The 26,485-nt window shown below is 71.4% G+C and carries 20 protein-coding genes; 10 read left to right on the top strand and 10 right to left on the bottom strand.

The window, feature by feature from the left end; translation table 11 throughout:
• Positions 1-22: 22 nt before the first annotated feature.
• The 5 genes from ACH4G3_RS21465 (at position 23) to ACH4G3_RS21445 (ending at position 8,550) form a co-directional block, all read left to right on the top strand.
• Entirely contained in the window at positions 23-4,006 is a 3,984-nt protein-coding gene (locus ACH4G3_RS21465) for an amino acid adenylation domain-containing protein (RefSeq protein ID WP_397625996.1), read from the top strand.
• 22 nt (positions 4,007-4,028) lie between these two features.
• The gene (locus tag ACH4G3_RS21460) at positions 4,029-4,241 is read left to right on the top strand and encodes an MbtH family protein (RefSeq protein WP_397625995.1); all 213 of its coding nucleotides are present in this window, start codon (positions 4,029-4,031) and stop codon (positions 4,239-4,241) included.
• 50 nt (positions 4,242-4,291) lie between these two features.
• Entirely contained in the window at positions 4,292-5,020 is a 729-nt protein-coding gene (locus tag ACH4G3_RS21455; RefSeq protein WP_397625994.1) for a thioesterase II family protein, read from the top strand.
• 36 nt (positions 5,021-5,056) lie between these two features.
• Complete coding sequence (locus tag ACH4G3_RS21450; protein WP_397625993.1) at positions 5,057-5,881, top strand: SDR family oxidoreductase; 825 nt, start codon at positions 5,057-5,059, stop codon at positions 5,879-5,881.
• 113 nt (positions 5,882-5,994) lie between these two features.
• A complete protein-coding gene (locus ACH4G3_RS21445) occupies positions 5,995-8,550 on the top strand; it encodes a non-ribosomal peptide synthetase (protein ID WP_397626184.1) in 2,556 nt (851 codons plus the stop codon).
• Positions 8,551-8,582: 32 nt separating this feature from the next.
• Here the strand turns inward: ACH4G3_RS21445 and ACH4G3_RS21440 are convergent, their stop codons facing one another.
• Positions 8,583-10,694, bottom strand: a complete 2,112-nt coding sequence (locus tag ACH4G3_RS21440) for an acyltransferase family protein (protein WP_397625992.1) — start codon at positions 10,692-10,694, stop codon at positions 8,583-8,585.
• Between the two features lie 193 nt (positions 10,695-10,887).
• Positions 10,888-12,444 (bottom strand): aromatic amino acid ammonia-lyase, encoded by a 1,557-nt coding sequence (locus ACH4G3_RS21435; protein ID WP_397625991.1) that lies wholly within the window; start codon positions 12,442-12,444, stop codon positions 10,888-10,890.
• Positions 12,445-12,585: 141 nt separating this feature from the next.
• On the opposite strand from ACH4G3_RS21435, the gene ACH4G3_RS21430 reads away from it, so the two are divergent.
• Genes ACH4G3_RS21430 through ACH4G3_RS21415 form a run of 4 tightly spaced genes read left to right on the top strand, consistent with a single transcriptional unit; the run spans position 12,586 to position 15,859 of the window.
• On the top strand, positions 12,586-13,620 hold the full coding sequence (locus ACH4G3_RS21430) for an ABC transporter ATP-binding protein (protein WP_397625990.1): 1,035 nt from the start codon (positions 12,586-12,588) through the stop codon (positions 13,618-13,620).
• Positions 13,617-14,258, top strand: a complete 642-nt coding sequence (locus ACH4G3_RS21425; RefSeq protein ID WP_243381700.1) for an ABC transporter permease — start codon at positions 13,617-13,619, stop codon at positions 14,256-14,258. The genes ACH4G3_RS21430 and ACH4G3_RS21425 overlap by 4 nt, the downstream gene beginning before the upstream one ends.
• 1 nt (position 14,259) lies before the next feature.
• Entirely contained in the window at positions 14,260-14,922 is a 663-nt protein-coding gene (locus ACH4G3_RS21420; RefSeq protein WP_397625989.1) for an ABC transporter permease, read from the top strand.
• Between the two features lie 10 nt (positions 14,923-14,932).
• The gene (locus ACH4G3_RS21415) at positions 14,933-15,859 is read left to right on the top strand and encodes an ABC transporter substrate-binding protein (protein ID WP_397625988.1); all 927 of its coding nucleotides are present in this window, start codon (positions 14,933-14,935) and stop codon (positions 15,857-15,859) included.
• Positions 15,860-15,903: 44 nt separating this feature from the next.
• Here the strand turns inward: ACH4G3_RS21415 and ACH4G3_RS21410 are convergent, their stop codons facing one another.
• From ACH4G3_RS21410 to ACH4G3_RS21390, 5 genes are all read right to left on the bottom strand, one after another.
• Positions 15,904-16,962, bottom strand: a complete 1,059-nt coding sequence (locus tag ACH4G3_RS21410; RefSeq protein WP_397625987.1) for a vWA domain-containing protein — start codon at positions 16,960-16,962, stop codon at positions 15,904-15,906.
• A gap of 113 nt (positions 16,963-17,075) precedes the next feature.
• A complete protein-coding gene (locus ACH4G3_RS21405; RefSeq protein WP_397625986.1) occupies positions 17,076-17,696 on the bottom strand; it encodes a GTP-binding protein in 621 nt (206 codons plus the stop codon).
• Entirely contained in the window at positions 17,644-18,087 is a 444-nt protein-coding gene (locus ACH4G3_RS21400; protein ID WP_397625985.1) for a DUF742 domain-containing protein, read from the bottom strand. The genes ACH4G3_RS21405 and ACH4G3_RS21400 overlap by 53 nt, the downstream gene beginning before the upstream one ends.
• Before the next feature lie 49 nt (positions 18,088-18,136).
• On the bottom strand, positions 18,137-18,613 hold the full coding sequence (locus ACH4G3_RS21395) for a roadblock/LC7 domain-containing protein (RefSeq protein ID WP_274814499.1): 477 nt from the start codon (positions 18,611-18,613) through the stop codon (positions 18,137-18,139).
• Positions 18,594-21,164, bottom strand: a complete 2,571-nt coding sequence (locus ACH4G3_RS21390; protein WP_397625984.1) for an ATP-binding protein — start codon at positions 21,162-21,164, stop codon at positions 18,594-18,596. Before ACH4G3_RS21390 ends, ACH4G3_RS21395 begins: the two co-directional genes overlap by 20 nt.
• A 531-nt stretch (positions 21,165-21,695) precedes the next feature.
• Here ACH4G3_RS21390 and ACH4G3_RS21385 point away from each other — a divergent pair.
• The gene (locus tag ACH4G3_RS21385; RefSeq protein WP_397625983.1) at positions 21,696-22,856 is read left to right on the top strand and encodes a substrate-binding domain-containing protein; all 1,161 of its coding nucleotides are present in this window, start codon (positions 21,696-21,698) and stop codon (positions 22,854-22,856) included.
• A gap of 80 nt (positions 22,857-22,936) precedes the next feature.
• On the opposite strand, the gene ACH4G3_RS21380 is transcribed toward ACH4G3_RS21385, so the two are convergent.
• From ACH4G3_RS21380 to ACH4G3_RS21370, 3 genes are all read right to left on the bottom strand, one after another.
• Positions 22,937-23,872: a D-alanyl-D-alanine carboxypeptidase family protein gene (locus tag ACH4G3_RS21380; RefSeq protein ID WP_397625982.1), complete on the bottom strand. Its 936-nt coding sequence runs from the start codon at positions 23,870-23,872 to the stop codon at positions 22,937-22,939.
• 158 nt (positions 23,873-24,030) lie between these two features.
• Complete coding sequence (locus ACH4G3_RS21375) at positions 24,031-24,714, bottom strand: TetR/AcrR family transcriptional regulator (protein WP_397625981.1); 684 nt, start codon at positions 24,712-24,714, stop codon at positions 24,031-24,033.
• A 73-nt stretch (positions 24,715-24,787) separates the two neighbouring features.
• The gene (locus ACH4G3_RS21370) at positions 24,788-26,485 is read right to left on the bottom strand and encodes an allophanate hydrolase (protein WP_397626183.1); all 1,698 of its coding nucleotides are present in this window, start codon (positions 26,483-26,485) and stop codon (positions 24,788-24,790) included.

Raw genomic sequence — 26,485 nt, 5'->3', positions numbered from 1 at the left:
CCAGACAGCGAGACGAGACGACATGACGCAGCCCGCGCCGGCCGACGTACTCCCCGTGACCCCGCTCCAGGAGGGTCTGCTCTTCCACGCCCTGTACGAGCACGAACGGGACGCCCCCGACGTGTACCTCGTACAGCTGGTCTTCGAACTCGAAGGCCCGGTGGACGCCGACCGCCTGCGCGCCTCGGCCCAGGCGCTGCTGGACCGACACCCCAATCTGCGGGCGGCCTTCCGGCGGCGGCGCGGCGGCCAGCCGGTGCAGGTCGTCCCGCACCGGGCGACGCTTCCCTGGGCGGAGGCCGACCTGACGGCTGAGGGCGTCGACACGGAGGAGGCGTGGGCGCGGCTGCTGGACGAGGACCGGGGGCGCGGGTTCGACCCGGCCTCCCCTCCCCTCCTGCGCTGCACCCTGGTCCGCACGGGCGAGCGCCGCCACCGGCTGCTCGTCACCCACCACCACGTCCTGCTCGACGGCTGGTCGGTCTCCGTACTCCTCCGGGAACTGCTCGCCGTGTACGCCGCCGACGGCGACTCCCGCGTGCTCACGCCCGTCCCGCCGTACCGCGACTTCCTCCAGTGGCTGGAGGGCCGGGACCGCACCGCCGACGAGGCCGCCTGGCGGGACGCGCTGGACGGCGTGACGGAACCGACCCGGCTGGCCCCGTCCGCCACGCCGGGCACCACGGACCTCGCGCAGGCGCGCATCGAGCTGCCGGCCGGCACCGGGGCCGCGCTCACGGCCCGCGCCCGGAGCCTCGGCGTCACCATGAACACCCTGGTCCAGTCCGCCTGGGCGATCCTGCTGGGCCGGCTGACGGGCCGTGACGACGTCGTGTTCGGCACCACCGTCTCCGGCCGCCCGGCCGAACTGCCCGGCGTCGAGTCGATGGTCGGCCTGTTCATCAACACCATCCCGACCCGCGTCCGGCTGCGCCCCGCCGACACCCTGGGCGACCTGCTGCACCAGGTCCAGGAGGGTTACGTCCGCCTCCTCGACCACCACTACCTCGGCCTGGCCGACATCCAGCGGGCCGTCGGCGTCCCGGAACTCTTCGACACGCTCCTGGTCTTCGAGAACTATCCAGTGGACCCGGAGGCGATGGGTGGGGGCGGGGTCGTCCAGGGCACGGGCAGTGCGGGCGGGGACAGCCGAGAGCGTGAGGGCCTCCACGTCACCGGCTCCAGCGGTCGCGACGCCACCCACTACCCGGTGACCCTCGTGGCCCTGCCCGGCCCCCGGCCCCGCTTCCGGCTGGCCTACCGACCCGGCCTGTTCGACGCCGACTGGGCCGACGCCACGCTCGCCCGTCTGATGCGGATCCTGGAGGCCATGGCGGCCGGCCCCGAGCTCCCGCAGGGCCGCCTGGGTCTCCTCCCACCCGGGCAACTCCCCCGGCACCCCGAGCTCCCGCCGCCCCCGGGCCGTACCCTCGGCGACCTCTGGTCGGCCCAGGTCGCGGCCACCCCGGACGCCGACGCCGTACTCGACCGCGGCACCCACCTCACCTACGGGGAACTGGACGCCCGGGCCGGGCAGTTGGCCGCCCGGCTCGCCGCCCTGGGCGCGGGCCCCGAGCGGGTCGTCGGCATCGCCCTGCCCCGTACGGCCGAGCTGATCGCCGGCGTCCTCGCGGTGCTGAAGACCGGTGCGGCCTACCTGCCGCTCGACCCCGCGTACCCGGCCGACCGCCTGGCGTACATCGTCGCCGACGCCCGGCCGGTCGTCGTCCTCGCCACGACGGAGACGGCGGGAGCGTTGCCGGAGGGTACGCCGCTGCTCGATCCAGGCAGCGAAGGCAGTCGGCAGCCGATCGAGCCCGAGTACTCGAGCCCGTCCAACCTCGCCTACATCACCTACACGTCCGGTTCCACCGGCCGCCCCAAGGGCGTCCTGGCGACGCACCGGAACGCCGTCGAGTTCGTCGAGTGGACGCATGCCGAGTTCGGTCCGGACCGGCTGGCCAGGGTGCTGTTCTCGACCTCGCTCAACTTCGACGTGTCGGTGTTCGAGATCTTTTCGCCGCTGCTGTGCGGGGGCCGGGTCGAGATCGTCGAGGACCTGCTGGCGCTCACCGACGGCACAGCCCGGGACGTCGGCCTGATCAGCGGCGTGCCCACGGTCATGGCGACCGTGCTCGCCGAACGGCCGGCCGTGTCCCCGCACACCGTGGCCCTCGGCGGGGAACCGATCTCCGAACAGCTCCGTGCCGACATCGAGGCCGTCTTCCCCGGGGCGCGGCTCGTCAACTTCTACGGGCCCACCGAGGCGACGGTCTACGCCACCGCCTGGCAGTCGGACGCCCACCCGGACGACAAGGCGGCCCCGCCCATCGGCCGCGCCCTCGCCCGCAACCACGTCCACCTCCTCGACCACGCCCTGCATCCCGTGCCCGACGGAGCTGTCGGCGAGGTGTACATCGCGGGTGGCGGCCCCGCGCGCGGCTACCTCGGCCACCCGGGGATGACGGCCGAGCGGTTCGTCGCCGACCCGTTCGGCGGGCCGGGTGAGCGCATGTACCGCACGGGTGACCTGGCGGTGCGCGGCCCGGACGGTCAGCTGCGCTTCCTGGGCCGCGCCGACCAGCAGGTGAAGCTCCGCGGCTTCCGTATCGAACTGGGCGAGATCGAGGCCGTCCTCGCCACCCACCCCGCCGTCGCGCAGGCGGCGGTCACGGTACGCGAGGACGGCCGCGGCGAGAAACAACTCGTCGCGTACGTTGTCCCGTCCGAAGGGGCACAGCCGGGAGTCCAGGGAGGATCGCGGCTCCCGGGTGCGGCGACGACCGCCGACGACCTCCGCGAGCACCTCGGCCGGACCCTCCCCGCCCATATGGTCCCCTCGGCGTTCGCCGGTCTGGGCTCGCTCCCCCGCACCGCCAGCGGCAAGCTGGACCGCAAGGCGCTGCCCGCGCCGGATACGCGGTGCACGGCGAAGACGGCGCCGCGTACCGGGCGGGAGGAGACCCTGCGGGCGATCTTCGCTGAGGTCCTCGGACTCACCACCGCTCGCGTCGGCGTCCACGACAGCTTCTTCGACCTCGGCGGCCACTCCCTGCTGGCCCCCCGCCTGACCTCGCGCATCCGTGCCGAGCTCGGCACCCGACTGCCCATGCGCGCCCTCTTCGACACACCGACCGTGGCCGCGCTGGCCCGACGGACCACCGGACACGAGGCACCGGAAGCGCCGTGCGCCGACCGGCCCGGCCAGTCCGGTACGGCGCCTCTCGGCCCCCTGCTGCCCCTGCGTACCCGAGGCGACCGCGCCCCCCTCTTCTGTCTCCCCCCGGCCTCCGGCCTGGCCTGGGGCTTCGCGGGACTGGCCCGCCACATCGAACCGGGCCGCCCGCTGTACGGTCTGCAGTCCCGTGGTCTGATCCCCGGGCAGAAGCCGGCCGGCAGCCTGGCCGAGGTGGTGGCCGAGCACACCGCCCGTGTCCGAGAGATCCAGCCGCACGGCCCGTACCACCTGCTCGGTTACTCCATGGGCGGCCTCGTCGCGTACGACGTGGCCGTCGGCCTCCAGGCGGCCGGAGAGCAGGTCGCACTCCTCGCGCTGCTGGACTCCTTCCCCGGAGCCTGGCTTCGGCAGGGCCCTGCCCCTTCCGACCGCCCGGCACTGCTGCGCAGTCTCCTGTCCATCCTCGGCCGCGAAGTGCCCGAGGACGAGACGCAGCCGCTGACGGACAACCGCTTCGCCGAACTGGTCCGCCGTGTACCGGACATGCCCGGCAGCCTCGATGACGCGGAGCTGGCCGCGCTGGTCGACGTGACGGCGAACAACCGCCGCCTGCTGGGCGAGTTCGCCCCCACCTCGTACCGCGGCGACCTGCTGTTCTTCACCGCCGAGGCGGATCCGGACGCGGTGCACGGACGGTACGGCTCCTGGCAGCCGTACGTCGAAGGCCGCATCCGCAACCACGACATCCCCTGCACCCACGGAGAGATGACCCGTCCCACGTCACTGGACCGCGTCGGACCGGTGCTGGACAGCCATCTCCGGAAGTGACCACACCCCCAGGAGGAGAGAGATGACCACCAACCCCTTCGACGACGACAGCATCGAGCACTACGTCCTGGTGAACGACGAAGGCCAGCACTCCCTGTGGCCGGCGTTCGCCGAGGTGCCGGCCGGCTGGACGATCGTCCACGGCGCCGCCGGCCGTCAGTCCTGCCTGGATCACGTCAACGAGCACTGGACCGACATGCGCCCGGCCAGCCTGATCGAGGCCATGGGCGAGTGACCCCGGACCAGTCAACCCCGTACCACCCCACCAAGGAGAGACCGACTGCCATGCCCACGGATGACCGGACCGACGCACCCGACGCCCTCGAGCTCGTGTGCCTTCCGTATGCCGGAGCGGGCGCCTCGTTCTACCGCCCCTGGGCCGCCCTGGCCGGGGACGCGGCAGAGATCCTGCCTCTGCAACTGCCCGGCCGTGAAAGGCTCATCGACGACGAGCCATACCGGGATGTGCACAGGGCCGTCGACGGACTCGTGGTACAGCTGCGGGAACGGCTCGGCGCCGGTGACCACAGGGTTGCCCTCTTCGGGCACAGCCTCGGTGCCGTACTCGCCTACGAACTGGCCCACCGTCTGGTCGCCGAGCCCGGTGTCGAGCTCGTCCACCTTTTCGTCAGCGGGTCGCCGGTGCCCGACCGCGGTCGTGAACAGCGGGCCGGCGGCCTGTCCGACGAGGACTTCCTCACCCGCGTCCGCGAACTGGCGGGCTACAGCCACCCCGCGCTCGACGACCCCGAGATGCGTGAGCTGGTCCTGCCGGCCCTGCGCGCCGATGTCGAGATGCACGAGAACTACGTACCGAGCACCCGCCTCCCGCTGGACGCGCCCCTCACGGTCGTCCGGGGCGAGGACGACGACCTCGTCACCCACGACGACGCCGCCTCTTGGAGCAAGGCGACCGGCCGCGACTTCGAGCACGTCGAGCTCCCCGGCGGCCACATGTACCTGACCGAGTCCGCGCCCGCCCTGGTCGGCCTCATCGTCTCGACGCTGCGCTGAGCGTTCGCCCCCCTCACGACTCCCAAGGAGTATCCGATGCGGCTGCAAGGCAAGTCGGTCCTCATCACCGGCGCCGCCCGCGGACTCGGCCGGACCGCGGCGGTCGCCTGCGCGGCCGAGGGCGCCGACCTCACCCTCCTGGACATCTGCGCCGACCTGCCGGGCGTGCCCTATCCGCTGGGCACGCCGGGCCAGTTGGAGCACACCGCCGCGCTGTGCCGGGAGGCGGGAGCGGCGGTCCTCACCTCCGAGGCCGACATCCGCGACCTGCACGCCGTACGGGAGGCCGTGACACGCGCCGAGGACCGGTTCGGCCGGATCGACGTCGCCGTCAACAACGCGGGCATCGCCGCTCCCTCGGGCAAACCGGTCCACGAGATCGATGAGGACGAGTGGTCCCTGATGATCGACGTGGACCTCTCCGGGGCCTGGCGGGTGATCCGCGAGGTCGGCAAGGCGATGAGCGCCCGGCGCGCCGGAAGCATCGTCAACGTGGCGTCGACGGCCGGGCTGGTGGGCTACCGGCACTTCGCCGGGTACGTCGCCGCCAAGCACGCCGTCATCGGTCTCACCAAGGCCGCCGCGCTCGACTACGCGCCCACGAAGGTCCGCGTGAACGCGGTCTGCCCGGGTTCGGTGCGCGACGACGCGCGGGCCGAGGGCCGGATGCTCGCCGAGATCGCCAGGGCGCTGGAGGTGCCCGTCCACGAACACGAGAAGACCTTCGCCGCGGCACAGCCCATGAACGCGCTGATCGAGCCCGAGGACGTCGCCGCCGCCGTCGTCTTCCTCGCCTCGGACGAGTCCCGGCAGATCACCGGATCGGTCCTGACCGTGGACGGCGGGTTCAGCATCCGCTGAGCGCCCCTTCCCGCTCGTCGATCTCCGTATCTCACGCTCTCCCCGCACCAAGGAGTACGGCCGTGTCCGCCTCGCCGCCCGATCCCCTCCCCGCCCCCGCCCACTGGCACGCGATGCGCGTCCGCCCGGCCCCCTCCCAGGAGCCCACCGGCCGACAGGGGGTGTGGATCGACGACCTCCCCGTGCCGTCCACGGACCCGCTCGCCGAACGCCGCCGCGCCGCCGAACTCGCCCGCCCGGCCCGCGCCCCCCGCCGAGTCCTGCTCCGGTACGCCGACGGCCTGTGCGACCTGATCGTCGTGGCCCCGCGACGCGGCCCCCGCCGTGCGGCGGCAGCGCCGGCTCCCGCGCCCGCTCCGGCCTGGGGCCTGGCCGACGACGGCCCCGAGACCGCCTTCTCCGTCCTGCTGGAGCACGAAGGCGACGAGGCGAGCTGGCTCACGGCACTCGCCGTCACCCTGCGCCGCTACGACCCCGACACCCAGCCGGTCATCGGCACGGATCAGGGCGCATTCACCGTCGAACCGGCCGCCACGCTCGGCGAGTCGAAACCGTCGCCCGCGTCGGGCCCGGTGCTCGCAGGCCTGCTGTTCGGCAACCCTGTCGACGACCGTGGGGTGGGCGAGGGTGGGGCCGAGGGCGAGTACGTGCCCTGTCTGGCGCCCCCGTTCCCGCTCACCGTCTCCGTCTTCCGGGACTCCGGCGGCCTGCGGCTGCGCTGTGACCACCGGAGCAGCCATGTCTCGGCGGACATCGCCACGCAGTTCGTACGGCACCTCGTACATGTGCACCACCAGGTACTGCACGCCCCACAGACGCGGATGGACGAGGTCGAGCTTCTCGACGAGGCCGAGCGGACCCGCACGGTGGCACTCGGCCGCCCGCCCCGTGCCCCGGCCACCGCGCCGATGAGCGTGACGGAGGCGTTCGCCCGGGTCGTCGCCGCGACTCCGGACCGCATCGCCGTGACCGACGGCGAGACCGGTCTGACCTACCGCGAACTCGACGAGCGCGCAACACACTCGGCATCGCGCCTGCGGGCGCTCGGCGTCACGGGCGGCGACCGCGTCGGCGTATGCCTGGAGCGCTCCGCCGAACTCGTCGTCACCCTGCTCGCCGTACTGAAGGCCGGTGCGACGTACGTGCCCGTCGACCCGGCCTACCCGGCCGACCGGCTCGCCCACACGGCACGGGACGCGGAGCTGGGTGTGGTGGTCACCCGGCTTCCCGGGTTCCCGTCCGTGGCGGGGCGCGTTCAGGTGACGCCGGACGAACTGCTCGACGAGACGGCCGCCGCGAGCGGCGCGAGCCTGCCGCACCCGTCACCCGACGACCCGGCCTACGTCATCTACACCTCCGGCTCCACCGGCCGCCCCAAGGGCGTCGTCGTACCGCACCGGAACGTGATCGCCCTGATCGACGCGACGCGCGAGGAATACGCGCTCACCGGGGCGGACGTATGGACGTGGTTCCACTCCAGCGCGTTCGACTTCTCGGTGTGGGAGATCTGGGGCTGCCTGCTGACCGGCGCACGGCTGGTCGTGGTGCCGTACTTCGTCTCCCGTGAACCGGACCGCTTCCGCGATCTGCTCGTGGCCGAGAAGGTCACCGTGCTCAGCCAAACCCCCTCGGCCTTCGCGCAGCTGCTGGAGGTGGACCACACGGAGGTGGGCGTACGGGTGGTCGTCTTCGGCGGCGAACCTCTCGACGCCCGGGTGCTGCTGCGGTGGTTCGACCGGCACCCGGAGTCCGGCTGCCGCGTGGTGAACATGTTCGGCATCACGGAGACCACCGTCCATGTCACCGAGCAGACCCTCACCCGGAAACTGGCGCTCGCCGCCACCCGCTCGGTCGGCCGTGCCCTGCCCGGCTGGCACCTGTATGTGCTGGACCGGTACGGACGGCTCCTGCCCCCCGGAGTCGCGGGCGAGATCTGCGTGGGCGGTTCCGGCGTGGCACTCGGCTACCTGGGCCAGGAGGAACTGACGGCCCAGCGGTTCGTACCGGATCCTTTCACCGGCGGCACGATGTACCGCAGCGGCGACCTCGGCCGCCTGCGCCCCGACGGACGCCTCGAACACCTCGGCCGTATCGACAGCCAGGTCAAGATCCGCGGCTTCCGCATCGAACTCGACGAGATCCGCTCCGTCCTGCTGGAGGACCCCGCCGTGCGCACCGCGGCCGTCGTCGTACGCCGCGACGACCCGGCCGACGCCGCCACGGCCAGGATCGACGCCTACGTGGTCCTGTCACCCGGGGCCGACCCCACCACGATCCGCGAACGGGCAGCGGGCATCCTGCCCGACTACATGCTCCCCGCCACGGTCTCGCCCGTGGACACGCTCCCGCTGACGCCCAACGGCAAACTCGACCCGACGAAGCTCCCCCCGGCCGGCCGCCCACCGGCACCCGGGAACGCGGTCCCCGCCAGGGCGGCTACGGCCACTGACGACCTCACCGCGCCCCTGACGGAGATCTGGAGCGACATCCTGGGCGTCCCGGTCGGCCCGGACGATGACTTCTTCGAACTCGGCGGCAACTCCCTCTTCGCCGTCCGCATCACCGCCGCCCTGCGCGCCCGTGGCCTCCCGCCCTTGCGCCTGCGGGAGCTGTACCGTCACCCGACGATCCGCGAAACGGTGGCGAGTCTCAGGACCTCGGACGGATGACGGGCCTCAGCGGCTCCCCTTGCTCTTGGTGCTCAGCGCGCGCCCATGAGGCGATCCAGCGACGGCGCCAGAACCGGGGTGAGCGCCTCGGCGTAGGCCTCTGAGAGGTGGCTGTCGTCGCGGTAGACGGCGGTGTCGGCGACGACCACGGGGCAGATGCCGGTGCGGGAGGCGCAGAGCCAGGGGGTGGGGTCGATGACTGTGGTGGCCGTTGCCGATGCGGCGGCCCGGATGGCTGCGCCACGGGTCGCGTCGCGGGTCGCCTCCGGCAGGTGATGGGCGCAGGAGCGCAGTTGCACGGAGTTCCCGGCGGCGCAGTCGATCGGGTCGCCCTTGGGCCATGGCGTGTCGAGCAGGGCGGCGACCCGGGCGCCGGAGGTGCCCAGGTCACGGAACGTGTTCTCGAAGCCGGTGGTCCACTGGTGGAGGGGGTCGGCGGCCGGGCGGGCCGGGTCGCCGGCGTCCGAGGAGGAGACGACGACCAGGTCGGGGCGCAGTGTGTTGATCCTCGCAATGGCGTCGGAGCGCCAGGTGTCGCAGGCGGTGTACGGCTTGTGGCCGCTGACGATGGTCACGTCGGCGACCTTGCAGGAGGCCTTCGTCAAGGAAACCAGTTTCCAGCCGCGTGCGGTCGCGAGCCGTTGCAGGGCCGGGAACCACTGGGCCGCGTGCGAGTCGCCGAAGAGGACGATCGTGCGGGAGGATGACCGGTCGCCGTAGACGCAGGGCCGGGCTCGGGTGGTGGAGTGGTCGGCGTGGCAGCCGTCCCGGTAGACCGCGGAGCGGGAGGACTTCACCTTCGGCAGGGGCGGGGCGAGGTTGCTCGGCAGGGCGGTGGGGGACGTCGTCAGGAGTTCGGTGAGACGGGCCTGCGGGGCCGGTGCGTCGGAGAGTGACCGCGCCAGCGCGGGCGCGGGGTCGCCCACCTCGATCGTCGGCGGGACCGCCGTCGCCGTCAGGGACAGCGCCGAGACGCCCGCGGACAGCGCGGCCCCGAGCACCAGGGCTCGGCGGGGGCGCCCGCGGAAGGACCGGTGGAAGCGGACCGGGTTCTCCACGAGGCGCAGGGTCAGCCACGCAAGGCCCAGCGCCGCCGCGGACAGCCCGAGCGCGAGCGGCACGTCGGCCGTGCCGTCGGCGCGGCCCAGCGCCACCGGGGCGATGACCAGCAGCGGCCAGTGCCACAGGTACCAGCCGTACGAGAGTCCGCCGAGCCACACCAGCGGTCGCCGCCCCAGCAGCCACCCGGCGCCCTGCGAGGTGGGAGCACAGCCGCCGGCCAGCACGAGCGCGGTGCCGGCGACCGGCAGGAGGGCGTGGTGGCCGGGGAAGGGCGTCTCGTCGTCGTACCAGAGCGCTGCCAGCGTGACGCAGGCCAGGCCGAGCCAGGTCAGCGGGGCCGCGAGGGCGGCGGGCAGTCGTTCCAGCCGGCCGGTGGCCAGCGCCAGGAGCGCGCCGGCGCCCAGTTCCCATGCCCGGGTGAGGGAGCCGAAGTACGCCCAGGGCGCCGAGGAGTCCGTCACGAGAACGCCCGCCGCGAACGACCCCAGGCACAGCACCCCGAGCGGCACCGCGACCAGTCGGCGCCGACCGCGGGCGACCCGCCAGGTGAGCAGCAGGAGCAGAGGCCACACCAGGTAGAACTGCTCCTCCACGGCGAGCGACCAGAAGTGCTGGAACGGTGACGGCGGGCTGTTCTGGGCGAGATAGTCCGTACCGGCCGCCGCCAGCCGGAAGTTGACCGCGTACAGCGCACTGGCGAGGGCGTCGCCCGCGTACTCGGCGAGCCGCGCTTTCGACAGGAACAGCCAGGCCGCGCCCAGCGTGACGGCGATGACGAGGGACGAGACGGGAAGCAGCCGCAGTGCCCGGCGGGCGTAGAAGGAACGGACCGACACCCGGCCGGTGGTGGCGAGTTCGCGCAGCAGCAGCGACGTGATGAGGAAGCCGGAGATCACGAAGAAGACGTCGACACCGATGTAACCGCCGCTGACCCGGGACACGCCGGCATGGGAGAGCACCACCAGCCCGACGGCCACCGCGCGCAGCCCCTGGATGTCGAGCCGCGGGGCGTGGCCTCGGGCAGGCGCGGATCTGCCGCTCGTCGGGACGGTACGTATCTCGGCGGACATGACGCTGGGCATCGGGGGGTGACTCCTCGGGCCGACTGACTGGCATGTTTCAGCCAAGAAGACCTGTCCGGCCGCCATACGATTCCGCCGTCGACGCCCCGACTTCGCTCAGGCGAGAAGGTTCAACCGCGGGAAACCATGGGTTCACCCTGATTCAGCCCAGCAGGACACACGCCGGACAGCATGCTCGGTGGCGCGAGGTCCTTCACTCGGCCCTCCTCCAGATGGCCGTGAACCGGTCGAGCAGTGCGGCCGCCGCCGTCACGTCATCCGTGAGCGGCCGGTCGGCCTGGTCCTCGTCGAGTACCGACAGGGCGAGCTCCAGAGCGCGGCCCACGGGAAGATCCGGATCGGGCCGGAGCTCACGCTGGCGCAACGCCCTTACGGCGGCGACGAGTTCGCAGCCCACGACCAGACGGTACGCACCGCACGCACGCAGCGTCTGACGTGCGGCGAGGGAGGCGAAGCTGGCTTGTTCCTCGACGCCTCGGGAGAGTACGGCGTGGCCGAGGGACGCGGGCGCCGAGAAGGCCCGCAGATCGCCGAGGGCGGCGCCGGCTGCGTACTCCAGGATCATGACGCCGGAAGAGGCGGGTTCGTGGTCGGCGAGGAAGGGGCGCAGGCGAGTGTAGGCGGGCTCGTTGAGGGTGGAGAGCCGTGACGTCGACAGCCGGGCGACCTGGGTGAGGGCCAGCCTGAAGTGGTCCAGGGCGAGGGCGAGTTGGGACTGGTAGAAGCCGCCGTGGTGGTAGGCCGCCATGTCCTCGGGGGTGATCAGCGGGTTCTCGGCGGCCGCGTTGATCTCGATCGCGACGACCTCTTCCAGCGCGTCGGCCGCGTCATGGGCGGGACCGTGGACCTGGGGGAGACAGCGGAAGCCGTACGGGTCCTGGAGCCGACCGAGCGGCGGGGTGGGCCGGTCGGGGGCGCCGAGCAACTCCCGCATCTGCCGGGCGACTTCGAGGGAGCCGCGGTGCGGCCGGGCGGCGTGCACGGGGGCGGCGTACGCCTCGTGTGCCCCATCGACCGCCAGCACCGACAGGGCGCCGACGACCTGGGTGGCTTCCAGCAGCCCCCGCAGTTCGTGCAGGGCGAGCGCGGCCTGACCGAGCGTGAGGGCGTTGCTGCTGATGAAGGCAAGGGCGTCGTTGTTGTCGAGGTGCTGGGACTCGGGGGCACCGACCACAGCTCGCGGCTCGGCAAAAGCACCGCCCGAGAAACCCGCTTCGCGCCACGGGTGCTCCCCCGCCAACGCGAGTCCCACCTGGGCCAGCGCCGCGATGTCCCCGGTACCCACCGATCCGAACTCGTTGACGACCGGATACGCCCCGCTCTCCAGCGCCTCGCACAGCGCGGTGACCACGGTCGGCCTGAGCCCCGCACCCCCGGCCAGCAGCTGGTTGGCGCGGACGGCGAGCATCGCGCGGACCTGGCGGGCGGGCAGCTCCTCCCCGATGGCGCCGGCGTGGCTGCGCAGCAGCCGGAGGCCGTGCTCGGCGGCCGCCTCGGTGGGCACGTCCTCGTTCCGGTTGGCGCCGACGCCGGTGGAGCGGCCGTAGACGCGTCCGGTCGCGGCGATCTGCCGGGCGGCGTCCCAGGACTCCGCCACCCGCTTCATCGCGTCGGCCCCGGGTACCGGGCGCGCCGCCCTGTCGGCGAGGCGCACGACGTCCTCGACCCGGAGTCCGATCCCGTCGAGGACCACTGGGCCGGTATGCCCGGAAGACACAGCACCGGCTGCGTCCACGATCTGAGACGACATCACGCCCAAACTCCCCTCAAGGTGGACATTCGATCTTGCCTGGCGGTCAGCCGTTACGTCGGATTAACGCCAACCCGTTGACAACCTATTCACGTACCGAGAACTCTGCATGACGTTATACAGCCGGGCAAGGGACATCTCATGATCCAGTTCGACGCGGTCCACAAGCGCTTCCCCAACGGCACGACAGCAGTCCACGACCTCACCCTCGACATGGCGGAAGGCGGCGTGACCGTTCTCGTCGGATCCTCCGGTTGCGGCAAGACCACCACCCTGCGCATGATCAACCGGATGGTCGAGCCGACCTCCGGCGCCATCCGCGTCGGCGGCAAGGACGTCACCCGGCAGGACGCCGCCGAACTGCGGCGCTCCATCGGATACGTCATCCAGCAGGCCGGCCTCTTCCCGCACCGCACGGTGCTCGACAACATCGCCACCGTGCCGCTGCTCCTGGGCCACGGCCGCAGGAAGGCCCGGGCCCGCGCGGCCGAGCTGCTGGAGACCGTGGGCCTGTCGGCCGAGGCCGGCAAGCGCTACCCGCACCAGCTCTCCGGCGGCCAGCAGCAACGCGTCGGCGTGGCCCGCGCGCTCGCCGCCGACCCGCCGGTGCTCCTCATGGACGAGCCGTTCGGCGCGGTCGACCCGGTCGTGCGCACCCAGCTCCAGGACGAACTGCTCCGGCTTCAGAAGGAGTTGAGCAAGACCATCGTCTTCGTCACCCACGACATCGACGAGGCCGTACGGCTGGGCGACCAGATCGCGATCTTCCGTACCGGTGGCCACCTGGTCCAGTGCGCCTCACCCACCGAGCTCCTGGCCCGCCCCGCCGACGACTTCGTGGCCGACTTCCTCGGCGCCGAGCGCGGTCTGAAGCTGCTCTCGCTGAAGACCCTGGCGGCCGTCCCTCAAGGCCCGGCCCCGGAGGGCGGCCCGTGGGCCCTCGTACTCGACGCGGCGAACAAGCCCCTGCACTGGGCCTCGGGCGATGCCGAACTCCCCGTGCGACCGCTCAGGGACGACGACTCCCTGCTGTCGGCCCTCAACGAGTCCGTCTCCTCCCCCACCGGCCTGATAGCCCGCGTCGACGCCGACGGCGTCCTCACCGGCGTCTCGTCCCGTGACGACATCCACCAGCACGCGGGGCAGGCCCACACGGAAGCCCGGGTGGCCGCATGACGATCGACTGGTCGTGGATCGGCGACCACACCGACGACCTCACCACCCTCACGGTCTCCCACCTCCAGGCCGCCCTGTCCGCCGTCCTCTTCGGCGTCCTGATCTCGCTCCCCCTGGCCGTCGTGGCCCACCGGATCCGCCCCCTGCGGGGCTTCCTGCTCGGCATCTCGAACGTCCTGTTCACGATCCCGTCGATCGCGATCTTCGTGCTCCTGCTGCCGGTCAGCGGCCTCACCCGCACCACCACCGTGATCGGCCTGACGGTCTACACGCTGGTCGTGCTGCTCCGGAACACCGTGGAGGGCCTCGACTCGGTCCCCGCGAAGACGAAGGAGGCGGCGAAGGCGATGGGCACGCGCCCCCTGCGCACCCTCCTCACGGTCGAGTTCCCGCTGGCGCTCCCCGTGATCATGGCGGGCGTCCGCATCGCGACGGTCATGTCGATCTCCCTCGTCTCGGTCGCGACCTACATCGGGGACGGCGGCCTCGGCCAGCTCTTCACCGACGGCTTCCAGCGCAACTTCCCGACGCCGGTGATCGCGGGAGTGGTCCTCACGATCCTCCTGGCCGTGGTCGCGGACGCGGCCCTGGTCGCCGTCCAGTACGTCCTGACCCCGTGGCGGAGGCGGCGAGCCTGACATGTACGAACTCTTCGAGAACCTCGGCGGCTGGCTGACCAGCGGCGCCCAGTGGTCCGGCTCGGACGGCATCGCCCACCGCCTCGCCGAACACCTCCAGTACTCCCTCCTCGCCACGCTCATCGCGGCCGCCATCGGCCTCCCGCTGGGCCTGCTGATCGGCCACACCGGCAAGGGCGCGTTCCTCGCGATCAACCTGGCTTCGTTCGGCCGCGCGCTGCCCACCGTCGGCCTGGTCGTCCTGGTCTTCCTGGCCGGCGGACTGTCCATGCTCCCGGTCTACGTCGCCCTGGTCGCCCTGGCGGTCCCGGCCATCGTCACCAACACCTACGCCGGGATGACCGCCGTCGACCCGGACGTGAAGGACGCGGCGCGCGGGCAGGGCATGCGCGGCCACCAGGTCCTGTTCCACGTCGAGTTGCCGCTCGCCCTCCCTCTGATCATGACGGGCCTGCGCCTGGCGCTCATCCAGGTCGTCGCCACGGCCACGATCGCCGCGTACGTCTCCTTCGGCGGCCTCGGCCGGTACGTCTTCGACGGCCTGGCCCAGCGCGACCTCGTGCAGGTGCTCGGCGGCGCGGTGCTGGTCGCCGTCGTGGCCGTCGTACTCGATCTGCTGCTCAGCGCCCTCCAGCGCTTCCTCTTCCGACACCGCACTGCCTAGGGACCCCTCGATGAACCGACGCACTCTCCTCGGCGGCCTCTTCGCAGCGGCCTCCGTCCCCGCCCTCTCCGCCTGCGCGAGCGGCATCACCACCCTCGACAACCAGGGCACGACCTCCGGCGGCGGCTCCAGCAAGGGCGGAGTCACCATCGGCACCGCCAACTTCACCGAGAACCAGGTGCTGGGGTACCTGTACGCGGCTGTGCTCACGGCAGCCGGCGTCAGGACGAACGTCCGCCCCAACCTCGGCACCCGCGAGATCCTCATCCCCGCGATCAAGGGCGGCGACATCGACCTCCTGCCCGAGTACCAGGGCGCCCTCCTGCACTACCTCGACCCGAAGGCGACGGCGACCGAGGAGGGCGAGATGCAGAACGCCCTCACCGTCGCGCTCCCCGCCGGCCTCCAGGTACTGCCGTACGGCATGGCGGAGGACTCGGACGCCTTCGTGGTCACACGGGAGACGGCGAAGAAGTACGGCCTGGCGTCCCTGGCCGACCTGAAGAAGCAGAACGGCAAGCTGGTCATCGGCGCGGCGCCGGAGGTGAAGAAGCGCCAGGTGGGTGTGGTCGGCCTCAAGGACGTCTACGGAGTGGAGTTCAAGGAGTTCAAGTCCCTCGACTCCTCCGGCCCCCTGGTCAAAGGCGCCCTGAAGAAGGGCGACGTCGACGTGGCGAACCTCTTCACCACGGACACCGACATCCAGGCCAACGACTGGGTGGTGCTGACGGACCCCGAGAACCTCATCCCCGGCCAGCACGTCGTCCCGCTCATCGCCGACCGCAAGGCCGACTCCGCGGTCCGCAAGGCCCTGGCCCGCCTCGGCAACGTCCTCACCACGGCCCAGCTCACCGAGCTCAACCGCCAGGTGGACAAGGACAAGAAGGACCCGGAGGACGTGGCCAACGCGTACGCGAAGCAGCACGGGCTGGCTTGACGTCGCACGGCTCCTGCCCGGTGACGATCAAGAGCTCATTGATTTCAGAGCATGATGAGCAGACGGGTATTCGGCTTGAGCTTCCTGTTGACCGAACGACTCTGTACGTAAACCTCCAGCTTGGGGTTGTTCCCCGCTTTCACCGAGACGGTTCCCCGGACGTCCGCACCGAAAAGAAGGCTGCGTGCAGCGTCGCCCGTATAGGCTCGGTCGGTGTCCTTTTCCACCACGATGACTTCCTTGTTCTGCTGAACCTGAGCCCGGGCGCCCAACTGGTAGTAACACGAACCACGTTCGTACGTCACGCCAGGATGGGAGTTGACGAAGGAGCGTATCTCCGCCTCCTTGTCGACCTTCAGGAGGCGGTACTTGTCGGCCGGAATCGGTTCCAGATTCGCCCGTACCTCGTCAACCGATATGTCCTGACCGACGGCGAACAGGTTCTTCGTGCCGCGCACCCCCTGCTCGCGCCCGCGCAGGAAGCTGGTGGCGGCAGCGCGCACGGTGCCGATCGCCTCCTCGACGCCCTTCTGGGAGTCCGCATCCCAGATGGCGATGTTCCCGGCCGGGAAACCGTAGTTCTGGGCGGTCCGCTTGGCCAGGGAGTTCGGAACGAGGATCGCGGAAGTCCAATGACCCGGCAGCCCGCCCATCTTCGCCGTGATCTTGTCGAGCCAGGGGCCAAGGATGGCCATGTCGCCGTCGTGCCGCCGGTCGCCGCCGGAGGCGTTCTCCTCGCCGTCCGTCACGACGATCTGGAGGAAGCTGTGCTCGCCGTATTCCTCCCAGATGTGCCCCAGATCGTCAAGGGACTTCAGAGAAGCCTCGATAAGGGCCGTAGCCCCATTGTCGACCTGGTACAGCCCGCGCATGGACGGAAGATGCTTGACGTCCATGTCCCAGACCAGATTCTCCACCCTGTGGTCGAAGGAGTAGAGGCTGATCCGGGTCTCGTGGCCGAGGCTGTCCGATTCGGCCTTCAGCCCCGCCACGAACTCGTCCACGACTCGAATGAGTTGATTCTCGTGCGGACGCATTGAACCCGAACAGTCCACCACCAGCGCGACGTGATTCACCTTGTGCTGGATCTTGTTTGCGGGCATGTTTGTGCTCCCCCTTCGAGGCTCCCCGAGTGATGTCTCCACTCTATGGGGAGGCACTGACAACGGCCTTTGACGCTCAATCACCTGCCCGCATCCAGCGCTGTGTCCGGCAATCAGGTTCGGGGCATCACGGCCGCTTCGGCCCGGGCCAGGGCGACTTCCAGTACGACCAGCAGCGCGTCGCGGACCGAGCCCGTCTTGCGTGCGTCGAAGACGATCAGCGGAACGTGCTCGGCGATGTCCAGTGCCCACCGCACCTCGTCGAGGTCGTGCTCGACCTGCCCGTCGAAGGCGTTGACGGCGACCGCGAAGGGGACGTCCTTGTGCTCGAAGTAGTCCACCGCCGCGTAGCAGTCGTCCAGTCGGCGGGTGTCCACGATCACCAGGCCGCCCAGGGCGCCCTCCACCAGGTCGTCCCACATGAAGCCGAACCGGTCCTGGCCCGGGGTGCCGAACAGGTACAGCTTGAGCGTCGGGTCGATGGTGATGCAGCCGAAGTCCATGGCGACCGTGGTGGTGGTCTTGCCCGGAGTGTGCGTGAGATCGTCCACCCCTGCCGCGACCTCGGTGATCGCGGCCTCCGTGGTGAGCGGCCGTATCTCGGAGATCGAGCCCACGGTCGTCGTCTTGCCGACGCCGAAGCCGCCGGCGATGACCAGTTTGACCGGCGTCGGCGGCTGTTCAACTGGTGTCACGGAGTGTCCCCCGTGAGTCGGGGACGGCACGAAGACCATCGATAACCCTTCGCAGTACGGAGAGATCCTGGGCGGTCCCGGCGTTCGGCCGGTGGACCGCCAGATGCCCTGCGGCACGCAGGTCCTCGGCCAGCACGCGGACCACGTTGAGGTGCAGTCGCAGCCCGGCGGCCAGTTCCGCCACCGACTGCGGCCGCCGGCAGGCCGCGATGATGTCGTGATGTTCGAAGGTGAGCGAGTGCAGGACGGCGAGCCCCGCCGAGGTCGACACCAGCTGGGTCTCGACCGGGATCGGCAAACCCGCGCCGCCCCCCGACACCCGGCCTGCGGTCAGCAGGAACGGCCGGATCGCGGGGGCGCGGCCGACGGCCGGGTCCGGCGAGCCCCCGGCGTGCCCCGCTGCGTCGTGTGCTGGTCCGCCGACGGCCATCACGCTCCCTTTCCGAAGTGCCTGTACCCGTGCCCCGGGCGGGGGACGGTCAGCCGGCCGGGGCCGCGCCGACACTGTTCTTCAGCTCCAGCACCAGCTGGGGGGTGAGCGCGGCCCCGGCCCGGTTGGCGAAGAGAGTCATCTCGTAGGCGATGTTGCCGAGCTTCGCCTCCTTGGAGGTCACCACCCCGAGGACGGCGCCGCAGCCGATGGCCGACACCAGCACATGGCCGCCCTCCAGGTCGATGATGACCTTGTTGAGGCCGCCGAGCCCGTAGTTGCCGGATGCGCCCGCGGCGAGGCTCGTCAGGCCGGACACGATCGCGGCGAGCCGCTCGGAGTCGGCGTGCTCACGCAGCTGGGAGACGGCGATCAGCAGGCCGTCGGACGACACGGCGATGGCGTCGACCACACCGGCGGTCTCCGTGGCGAACCGGTCCAGCAGCCAGGTGAAATCGGCTGCGGCGGCGCGCAGATCGGTGGGTTCCGGCCGCTCGGAACTGCTGTCAGCTGTCGACGTGGTCACTGCCGGACTCCTTCTGGGATTGCTGATGGTGCGATGGTGCTGGTTCCGTCCGGGCATGAGCGCTGTCCTGCTCCGCCCTGCGTACGGCCGCCTCGAACTCGTCGAGCTCCGAGCGGACGGCCTCGGCGTCGGCGGGCTGCCGCACGGTCGGCGCCCCCCGGTCTCCCCGCGACGAGGTCGTGGCGAGTGTCGCGCCCCGTACCCGCCGCCGCAGGGGCCGTGAGTCCTCTGCGGGACGCCGTTCGCCCGAGGTCGCCGACCGCTCCCCGCCGGCGTCCTCGACGGTCCGTTCCGCGATGGTCCGCTCCGTGATGGACGGTCCCGCGGAGGTGCGCGCCGGGATGCGCCGGGGAAGCGCGTCGTGCGACGAGGGGGCCGCCGACCGCCCGGTGGCACCGGCGCCGGAGACCGGTACGCGCGACGGCGCGGGCGCGGCGGTCTCCTGCCCGGTCCTCACCGGGAACGCCGCCACGGCTCCGATCGGGCCCGTGCCCACGGGCTGCTCGGCGTCCGCGGGCTGATCGGCGTCCAGGAGCTGCTCGGCGTCTTCCCGGTCCTCGGGACTCACGGTCAGCAGGAGCGAGGCGGGGATCCAGACGGTTGCGGTGACCCCGCCGCCCGGCGTACGGCTGAGCGACACGCGCACGCCCCACCGCCGGGCAAGACTGCCGACCGCGAAGAGGCCGAGCACCCTGGTCGGCACGAGGTCGAGCCGTTCCCGGCGCACGAGCCGGGCGTTCTCCTCGGCGAGGCGCTCCGCGCTCATGCCGAGGCCGTGGTCGATGACCTCGATCAGCGCCCCGCCGTCCTCGGTGACGTCGGTCCCGGGGCGGACGGCCACCTCGACGGGGGTATGGGAGGGCGAGAACGCGACCGCGTTCTCGAGCAGTTCGGCGAGCATCAGCGTCAGGTCACCGACGATGTCGGGCGCGACCGAGACTTCCGTCTCGGGCCGCAGGGACACCCGCTGGTAGCCCTCGATCTGGCCGAGCGACGCCCTGATGACGTTGGCCAGGGGGGTCGGCCAGGCCTCCGCGCCGGTCTCCCTGATTCCGGCGAGCAGCATCAGGCTGTCGGCGTTGCGCTGGAGGCGTACGGCGATGTGGTCGATGCTGTACAGCCGTTCCAGCAGTTCGGGGTCGGTCTCCTCGCGTTCGACGGCGTCGATCAGCATGAGCTGACGAGTCGTCAGATTGCTGACCCGGCGGCCGACGTTGCCGAACATCTCGGCGACGTTGCGCCGGCTGAGCACCTGCCGCTCCAGCAGCTGGGCGGCGGTGACCTGAACCTGGTTGAACGCCTCGGCCAGTTCGCCGATCTCGTCACGGACCGGGACCGGGATCGACCTCGGTCGCAGGGGGGTGCTGTCAGCGGACTCGTCGTCGGAGACCCGGGCGAGTTCCTCGCCCGCCACGTCGACGACCTCCTGGGCGGAGCGGGTCAGGGCTTCCAGGGGGCGCACGACCGAACGCCGGATCAGGACACAGAAGGTCAGCCAGGCGGCGAAGCCGAGCAGAGTCAGTCCAAGCAGGTAGACGGCGTTCCGCAGCGCGTCCGCGGAGACGGCGTCGGCCCGGGCGGCGGTCTGCTCGATCAGCGACCTGGTGATGCCGAGTCGGGCTTCGGACTGCCGGGTCCCATCGGCGATCGCCTTGCGCAACTGCGTCGGCGTCTGGCCCTGCAGGGCCCCGGGATCGATCTGGAGCTCCGCGAACCGGGCTTCCACACCGTACTGTTCGGCACTGCGCCGCATGCCGTCCATGCGCAGGACCTGCGCGGGTGTGGCGATGCGCTCGAACCGGTCCAACTGGTGGTCGTAGAGCTTGCGGGCGCCGACCGCCCGGCTGTACTCGGTGAGGGCGTTGGCGTCCCTGGTCTGGGCGGAGAACACGGCGCTCTCGAAGGCCGCGTGGGACGCGTCGGCGCGCAGCACCGTGTCCAGGATGGTCACGACCGAGGACGACGAGGTGCCGGAGTAGCGCCCCAGGCCGATGCCGTCGATCAGGTACTCGACCGCGGAGGCGTACGCCGGGTCGATGTTGGCGGCGGGGACATAGCCCCGTTCGAGTTTCTCGCGCAGGACACCGAGGCCGCGGATGTAGTCGAGAGCCTGCGCCTCCTCGGGCGGCAGGCCGGAGGCGAACGCCGAACGCACGGCGGCGGCTTGCGCGTCGGTGCTCCGCTGTGCCCGTCGGTAGTCGGAGGTCGGCGGCAGTGGGGCTCCGGGGCGGGCCGAGTCGTACTGCACGGAGAGCAGGAGCGCCTGCCGGTGCTCGGCCTGTACGTCGTTGATGAGCCGCGCGACCTGTTCACTGTCGCGCACCAGGTCCGCGATCCGGTCGGCGTCCCGGGCCTGCTCCACCTGGCCGTAGGCGCCGACTCCGAGCAGTGCGCCGACGACCGCGATGGGCGCGATCACCAGGACGTTGAGCTTACGCCGGAAGGGCCACCGGTCGAGAACGGTCGCCGCCCTGCGGCGAAACCGCGGAGTCCGGCGGGCATGCCTGGGCGGGTCCGGCGCGTGCGGTGGGTTCCCTGTGGTGGCGGACACCCGGGCCTCCTTCGATGTGCTGCTGAGCGGTGACGGGGACCCCGTGCTCACGGACCGCCGACCGGTCGGCACCGGACGTGACACTTTCGCGGTCTTCGTCGCTGATAGGAACGATGAGATCGCGCCAGGTGTCTGGAACCAGCTGGGCGAGAGTACCGCTTTTACCATGACATGACAAAGTTTGGGCCATAAAGAATCAATGACGGAACGTTTGCGAAGTATCTCCCGAGTGCAATGCTTCGCCCGGTGAGGCGCCCGTCGTACGGCACACCGCTGATCGATCCACGGTGCTCAGTGCGGACGTTGGCGCGGACCAAGGCCAGTCGAACGCGCCCCTCGGCTCCGGCAGGCGCCGCCGCCCGGCGCCACTCGGGCCACCGCCGGACCTCGTCGCCCACCGGCCTTGCGGTCCTCTCCTCCCGTCGTCGGCCTGATCCTCACGACTGTGACCACGCGCGGGAACCGTCGCCGACCCACGCCCCGCCTCCCCGCCCGGCCCTGCCCTCTCTCGAACCGTGTTGGAGACCCCCCGTGCACCCCACCCGCAAGGCGGCCGTGACGGCCACAGCTCTCCTGGCCTCGGCCGCCATCACCCTCGCCACCGGCTGCGAGAGCGCTTCCACCACCGGCGGATCCGTCGCCGCCTCCCCCGGCGGCTCGTCCAGCCCCGGATGCCCCACCGCCCTCGCCGAGGCCAAGCGGGCCGTCAAGACGGCCGAGGACGTCAACGCCCCCTGGTCCGGGCCGACCAGCGGGCCCCGAGCCGTCCCCGGCAAGACCATCGTCTACATCGCCCAGACCCTGACCAATCCCGGCGTGGCGGGCGTCGCCAAGGGCGTCCAGGAAGCCGCCGGCATCATCGACTGGCGCGTCCTCACCCTCAACGGCCAGGGCACGCCCGCCGGAATCAAGGCGGCCTTCGCCGAGGCCCTGGCTCTCGAACCCGACGGCATCGTCATCGGCGGTTTCGATCCCACCTCCATCGCCGCACAGGTCGAGCAGGCGAACGCGGACGGCATCCCGCTGATCGGCTGGCACGCCGTCGCTGCTCCCGGCCCCAGCGAGAATCCGAAGCTGTTCAGCAACATCACCACCAAGGTCGAGGAAGTCGCGGAGATCAGCGCCGATTGGATCATCGCCCGGTCCAACGGTCGCGCGGGCGTCGTCCTGTTCACCGACGCCACGATCCCCTTCGCCAAGCGCAAGTCGGATCTGATCAAGAAGGAACTCGCCACCTGCTCCGGCGTCAAACTGCTGAGCTACGAGAACGTCCCCATCCCGCAGGCGGGCAGCCTCACCACCAAGAGGGTCGCCTCCCTGGCCTCCCGCTTCGGCGACAGGTGGACCCATTCCGCCGCCATCAACGACCTGTACTTCGACCACGCGGCCCCCGCCCTGCGTGCCGCAGGCAGGCAGGGCGACGGTGCTCCGCACAACATCGGGGCCGGTGACGGCGACCCCTCGGCCTTCCAGCGCATCAACAGCAAGGAGTTCCAGGCCGCCACCGTGCCGGAACCGCTGTCCGAACAGGGCTGGCAGATCATCGACGAGTTCAACCGTGCCTTCGCCGGCAAACCGGCCAGCGGATACGTCGCCCCCGTCCACGTCACCACCGCCGCCACCAGCGGCGGCGCACTGTCCTGGGACTCGGAGGGCTACCGCGAGGCATACCGCAGGATCTGGGAGAAGTAGACACTCAGCAGACCGGCGACCGGCCGGCCCCGTTCACCGTGGGGGCCGGCCCCCACGGTGAACACTGCCGTCAGCTCAGGTCAGTCCCTCTGTGCGCCCGTCGGCAGGGTGCGCAGCCGCATGGTGCTCGCCGAGCTGGTGCCGAAGGCGTAGTCCAGCAGCTTGGCGGCGTCCGTATAGCGGTACTGGTCGTTGAGGAGCACGCCGATGACCGTCTTCTCGTTGCGGGTCGCGGCGAAGACGAGGCAGGGGCCGGACGGCGTGTTGGTACCCGTCTTCACCCCGATCGCGCCGCTGTACGAGCCCAGCAGCTGGTTGGTGTTGTACCAGGTGTACGTGCGGGTGCCGCCGGTGCTGGTCGTCGCGTACTGGACCGTCTTCGGCTTCTTCACGATGCCCGCGAACGTCGAGTACTTCATCGCGCTGCGCGCGAGCTTGGCTAGGTCGCGCGGCGTCGTGTAGTTCGTGTTCTGCGTCGAGTTGCCGTCGAACGAGTCGAAGTGCGTGTTGGTCAGGCCGAGGGTGCCCGCCTTGGCGTTCATCTTGCTGATGAACGACTTGGTCCGCGCCGAGACGGTCGTACCGGTGCCGAACGTGTCCGCGAGGGCCATCGCGGCGTCGCAGCCGGACGGCAGCAGCATCGCGTGGAGCAACTGGCGGATGGTGACCTTGTCGCCGGTCTTGAGATCCGCGGTGCTCGCGCCCTTGGCGGTGACGTAGTCCCGGTAAACCTGCTTGATGGTGATCTTCCGGTCGAGGTTCAGGTCGGGGGTGCTCAGCACGACGCGAGCCGTCATGATTTTGGTGGTGCTCGCCATGGGCCGCTTGGTGTCGGCGTACTTGCTGTAGAGCGTGGAGCCCGTCGCGCTGTTGAGCATGAACGCGCCCTTGGCGCTGACCGAGGGCGCGGTCGCCGCCTGCGCGGGCGCGGTCAGGGCGCCGCCCGCGAGCAGCGCGCCGGCGCCGGCGACAGCTGCGGTTCTGCGGATACGTACGCCCTTGATGCCGGTTATCACTATGAACGCTCCGAGTGTGCCAAATGCCGGATGACATTTGCGAAATGAAGCGGGGGGAGGCTCTAGGGAGACTCGCGGGGGGCACCGAGGGTTGTAGGGCGGGCGGAAGTAATTCAGGAATCTGCCTGGAGTCAGGCAGCCGTTTCACGCCGGAGCCATCATTCCAAGCGGCTCAGCAGGACCTGTGACTCGTCCCTGGCGGCGGCCACCTCCGACTCGCCGAGCCCGCACAGCCGCAGGCACGACGACGCGATGGCCTCCGTGTCGGCCGCCTCCGGCGCACGGGAACGCCGTATCTGGATGACGACCTCCACCAACTGGATCAGCAGTTCGCCGAGCCGCTCGGCGGGCAGGGTGCGGGCGACACCCTCGGCCGCCGCCAGGGCGCCGAGAGTGCCGTAGCTCTCCTGCAGCCGGCCCCGCTCGGCGCGGAAGGCGTCGAACCGCTCGGTCCGCACCTCCGGGAGCAGATAGAGGGTGCCGATGTTGTACGGAGTGCGGCTGAGGGTGCGTACGTCCATCGCGGCCACCGCGTAGAGCGCCGCGGCCGGAGTCGCCCGTGCGGGCACGAGTGCCTGGATCCGCTCCACCATCTGCAGACTGGGCCGCACGGAGGTGGCCAGCAGCTCGGCGAGGATCTCCTCCTTGGTGGCGAAGTGGTAGTAGAGCGAGGCCTGCCTGATGCCCACGCGTTCGGCGATCATCCGGGTGCTGGTGCTGGCGATCCCGCGTTCCACGAAGAGCGCCCCGGCGGCGTCGAGGATCTGTTCCCGGGCCGAGGTGCCAGGGTCGGACGGCGGCGTGTGCCGGGGCCTGCCCTGGCGGGGACGCGTGATCGACATGGTTCCATCCTGTCACCTGGGTGGCGGGCCTCTGCCGTGCCCGGCACGGGGGCTCGGCCCTCTCGCCCGACGGTCACGCGGACGCGGTGTAGGCCCGCCAGCCGCCGAAGTGGGTGATGTCGGGAGCCCCTTCGACGGCGTACGGCTCCACGAGAAAGCCGCTGACCTGCTGCCCGTCGGCCAACTCGACGGTGCCGATGGTCATCGGCGCGGGAACGGCGGCGGTGAACGCCCCGAACCCCGAAGCCGGCAGCCGCCAGATCTCGCCCTCGATGCCTCTTCCCGCCCCGCCGTCCGCTGCCGTGTCCCTGCCCGGCCCGGTGCCCGGCCAGCTCTCCGGCACCCGGACCAGGCCCGGCTTGGGCGGTTCGGTGGCCAGGGCGTACAGCCGGTAGCCGCCTGCGGTGCGGGCCGGGCCCACCAGCGTGCCGCCCGCCTGCACCAACTGGGCGTTGAGCGGCTGCCCCGTGAGGTGGGCACCCACCACGAACAGGTCGAGCCCCGGGTCCGCGAGCCGCTCGGCCAGGGCGGCCAGGGCGCGGTCGGAGAACGCCGGGCCGGTGAACATCACGCCGAACGGCAGACCGTCCACGAACCCGGCGGGAACGGCGAGCGAGGCGTAGTCGAGCAGGTTGGCGAAGTTGGTGAAGCGCCCCATCCGGGCATTGGCGCCGACCGGATCGGCCGCCACCTCGTCGAGGGTGGGGTGCCAGGTGGTGGTCGGGGTCAGGAGCGCCACGCAGCCGTCGAGGGCCTCGCGTCCGGCGGCGCCGAGGGCGGCGAGCCGGGCGGTGTCCGCGACCCAGTCGGCGGCGGTCTTCTCCCGGCCGGCCAGCACGATGGCGGCGACGGTGGGGTCGAGGTCCGTACCGATCAGGTCGCGGTGCTTCTCCAGGTGCTCGCCCACGGCGGCGTACCGCGCGGCGACGAACGCGCCGCCGTACAGCAGTTCCGCGGCCTGAAGGAGTGGAGTGATGTCGACCTCGACGATGTCCGTTCCGGTGCTCGCCAGGCGGGCTACCGCGGCGTCGAAGGCCTCGCGCCAGCCTTCGGCCATGCCCGCCAGGTGCTCTGGGGCCGGGACGGCGACCTTGGGGCGCGCGGGTGGCGGCGGGAGTTGGGGGCCGGTGCGGGAGAGCGGGTCGGCCGGGTCGGGTCCCTCGGCGACCTCCGCGGCGATGCGGGCGAGCCGCAGGTCGCGGGCGAAGACGGTCACGCAGTCGAGGGTGTCGCAGGCGGGGACCACCCCGGTCACGGGCACCAGGCCCTTGGTGGGCTTGACCCCGACGATGCCGTTGAGGGCGGCGGGCACCCGCCCGGAGCCGGCCGTGTCGGTGCCGAGCGCGATGTCGGCGATGCCCAACGCGACCGCGACGGCGGAGCCTGAGGACGACCCGCCGGAGATGCGGGCGGTGTCCCAGGCGTTGCGGACCGCGCCGTAGGGGCTGCGGGTGCCGACCAGGCCGGTGGCGAACTGGTCCAGGTTGGTCTTCCCGAGCACCACCGCGCCCGCCGCGCGCAGCCGCGCCACCGCGGGCGCGTCGGCCCCCGGCCGGTAGGCGTACGAGGGGGCGCCCGCGGTCGTGGGCAGGCCGGCCACGTCGATGTTGTCCTTGACGGCCGCGACCAGGCCGGCCAGCGGCAGCGCCGGGTCGATCCCGGCCGCCTCGGCGAGCACCTCGTCACGGGGCCTGAGGTGGATCCAGATCTCGGGCCGGCCGGCGCTCTCGATGCGGTCGTAGGCGGCCTCGACGCGTGCGGCCGGTGTCAT

The sequence above is a fragment of the Streptomyces afghaniensis genome (assembly GCF_044327915.1).
Classification (GTDB): Bacteria; Actinomycetota; Actinomycetes; order Streptomycetales; family Streptomycetaceae; genus Streptomyces; species Streptomyces afghaniensis.
This window is presented reverse-complemented; position numbering and strand designations above follow the sequence as displayed.

Bases quoted from the DNA above. Each gene is read 5' to 3' on its own strand.
- ACH4G3_RS21465 (WP_397625996.1), top strand. From the start codon at position 23: ATGACGCAGCCCGCGCCGGCCGACGTACTCCCCGTGACCCCGCTCCAG.
- ACH4G3_RS21460 (WP_397625995.1), top strand. From the start codon at position 4,029: ATGACCACCAACCCCTTCGACGACGACAGCATCGAGCACTACGTCCTG.
- ACH4G3_RS21455 (WP_397625994.1), top strand. From the start codon at position 4,292: ATGCCCACGGATGACCGGACCGACGCACCCGACGCCCTCGAGCTCGTG.
- ACH4G3_RS21450 (WP_397625993.1), top strand. From the start codon at position 5,057: ATGCGGCTGCAAGGCAAGTCGGTCCTCATCACCGGCGCCGCCCGCGGA.
- ACH4G3_RS21445 (WP_397626184.1), top strand. From the start codon at position 5,995: ATGCGCGTCCGCCCGGCCCCCTCCCAGGAGCCCACCGGCCGACAGGGG.
- ACH4G3_RS21440 (WP_397625992.1), bottom strand. From the start codon at position 10,694: ATGCCCAGCGTCATGTCCGCCGAGATACGTACCGTCCCGACGAGCGGC.
- ACH4G3_RS21435 (WP_397625991.1), bottom strand. From the start codon at position 12,444: ATGTCGTCTCAGATCGTGGACGCAGCCGGTGCTGTGTCTTCCGGGCAT.
- ACH4G3_RS21430 (WP_397625990.1), top strand. From the start codon at position 12,586: ATGATCCAGTTCGACGCGGTCCACAAGCGCTTCCCCAACGGCACGACA.
- ACH4G3_RS21425 (WP_243381700.1), top strand. From the start codon at position 13,617: ATGACGATCGACTGGTCGTGGATCGGCGACCACACCGACGACCTCACC.
- ACH4G3_RS21420 (WP_397625989.1), top strand. From the start codon at position 14,260: ATGTACGAACTCTTCGAGAACCTCGGCGGCTGGCTGACCAGCGGCGCC.
- ACH4G3_RS21415 (WP_397625988.1), top strand. From the start codon at position 14,933: ATGAACCGACGCACTCTCCTCGGCGGCCTCTTCGCAGCGGCCTCCGTC.
- ACH4G3_RS21410 (WP_397625987.1), bottom strand. From the start codon at position 16,962: ATGCCCGCAAACAAGATCCAGCACAAGGTGAATCACGTCGCGCTGGTG.
- ACH4G3_RS21405 (WP_397625986.1), bottom strand. From the start codon at position 17,696: ATGGTCTTCGTGCCGTCCCCGACTCACGGGGGACACTCCGTGACACCA.
- ACH4G3_RS21400 (WP_397625985.1), bottom strand. From the start codon at position 18,087: ATGGCCGTCGGCGGACCAGCACACGACGCAGCGGGGCACGCCGGGGGC.
- ACH4G3_RS21375 (WP_397625981.1), bottom strand. From the start codon at position 24,714: ATGTCGATCACGCGTCCCCGCCAGGGCAGGCCCCGGCACACGCCGCCG.
- ACH4G3_RS21370 (WP_397626183.1), bottom strand. From the start codon at position 26,485: ATGACACCGGCCGCACGCGTCGAGGCCGCCTACGACCGCATCGAGAGC.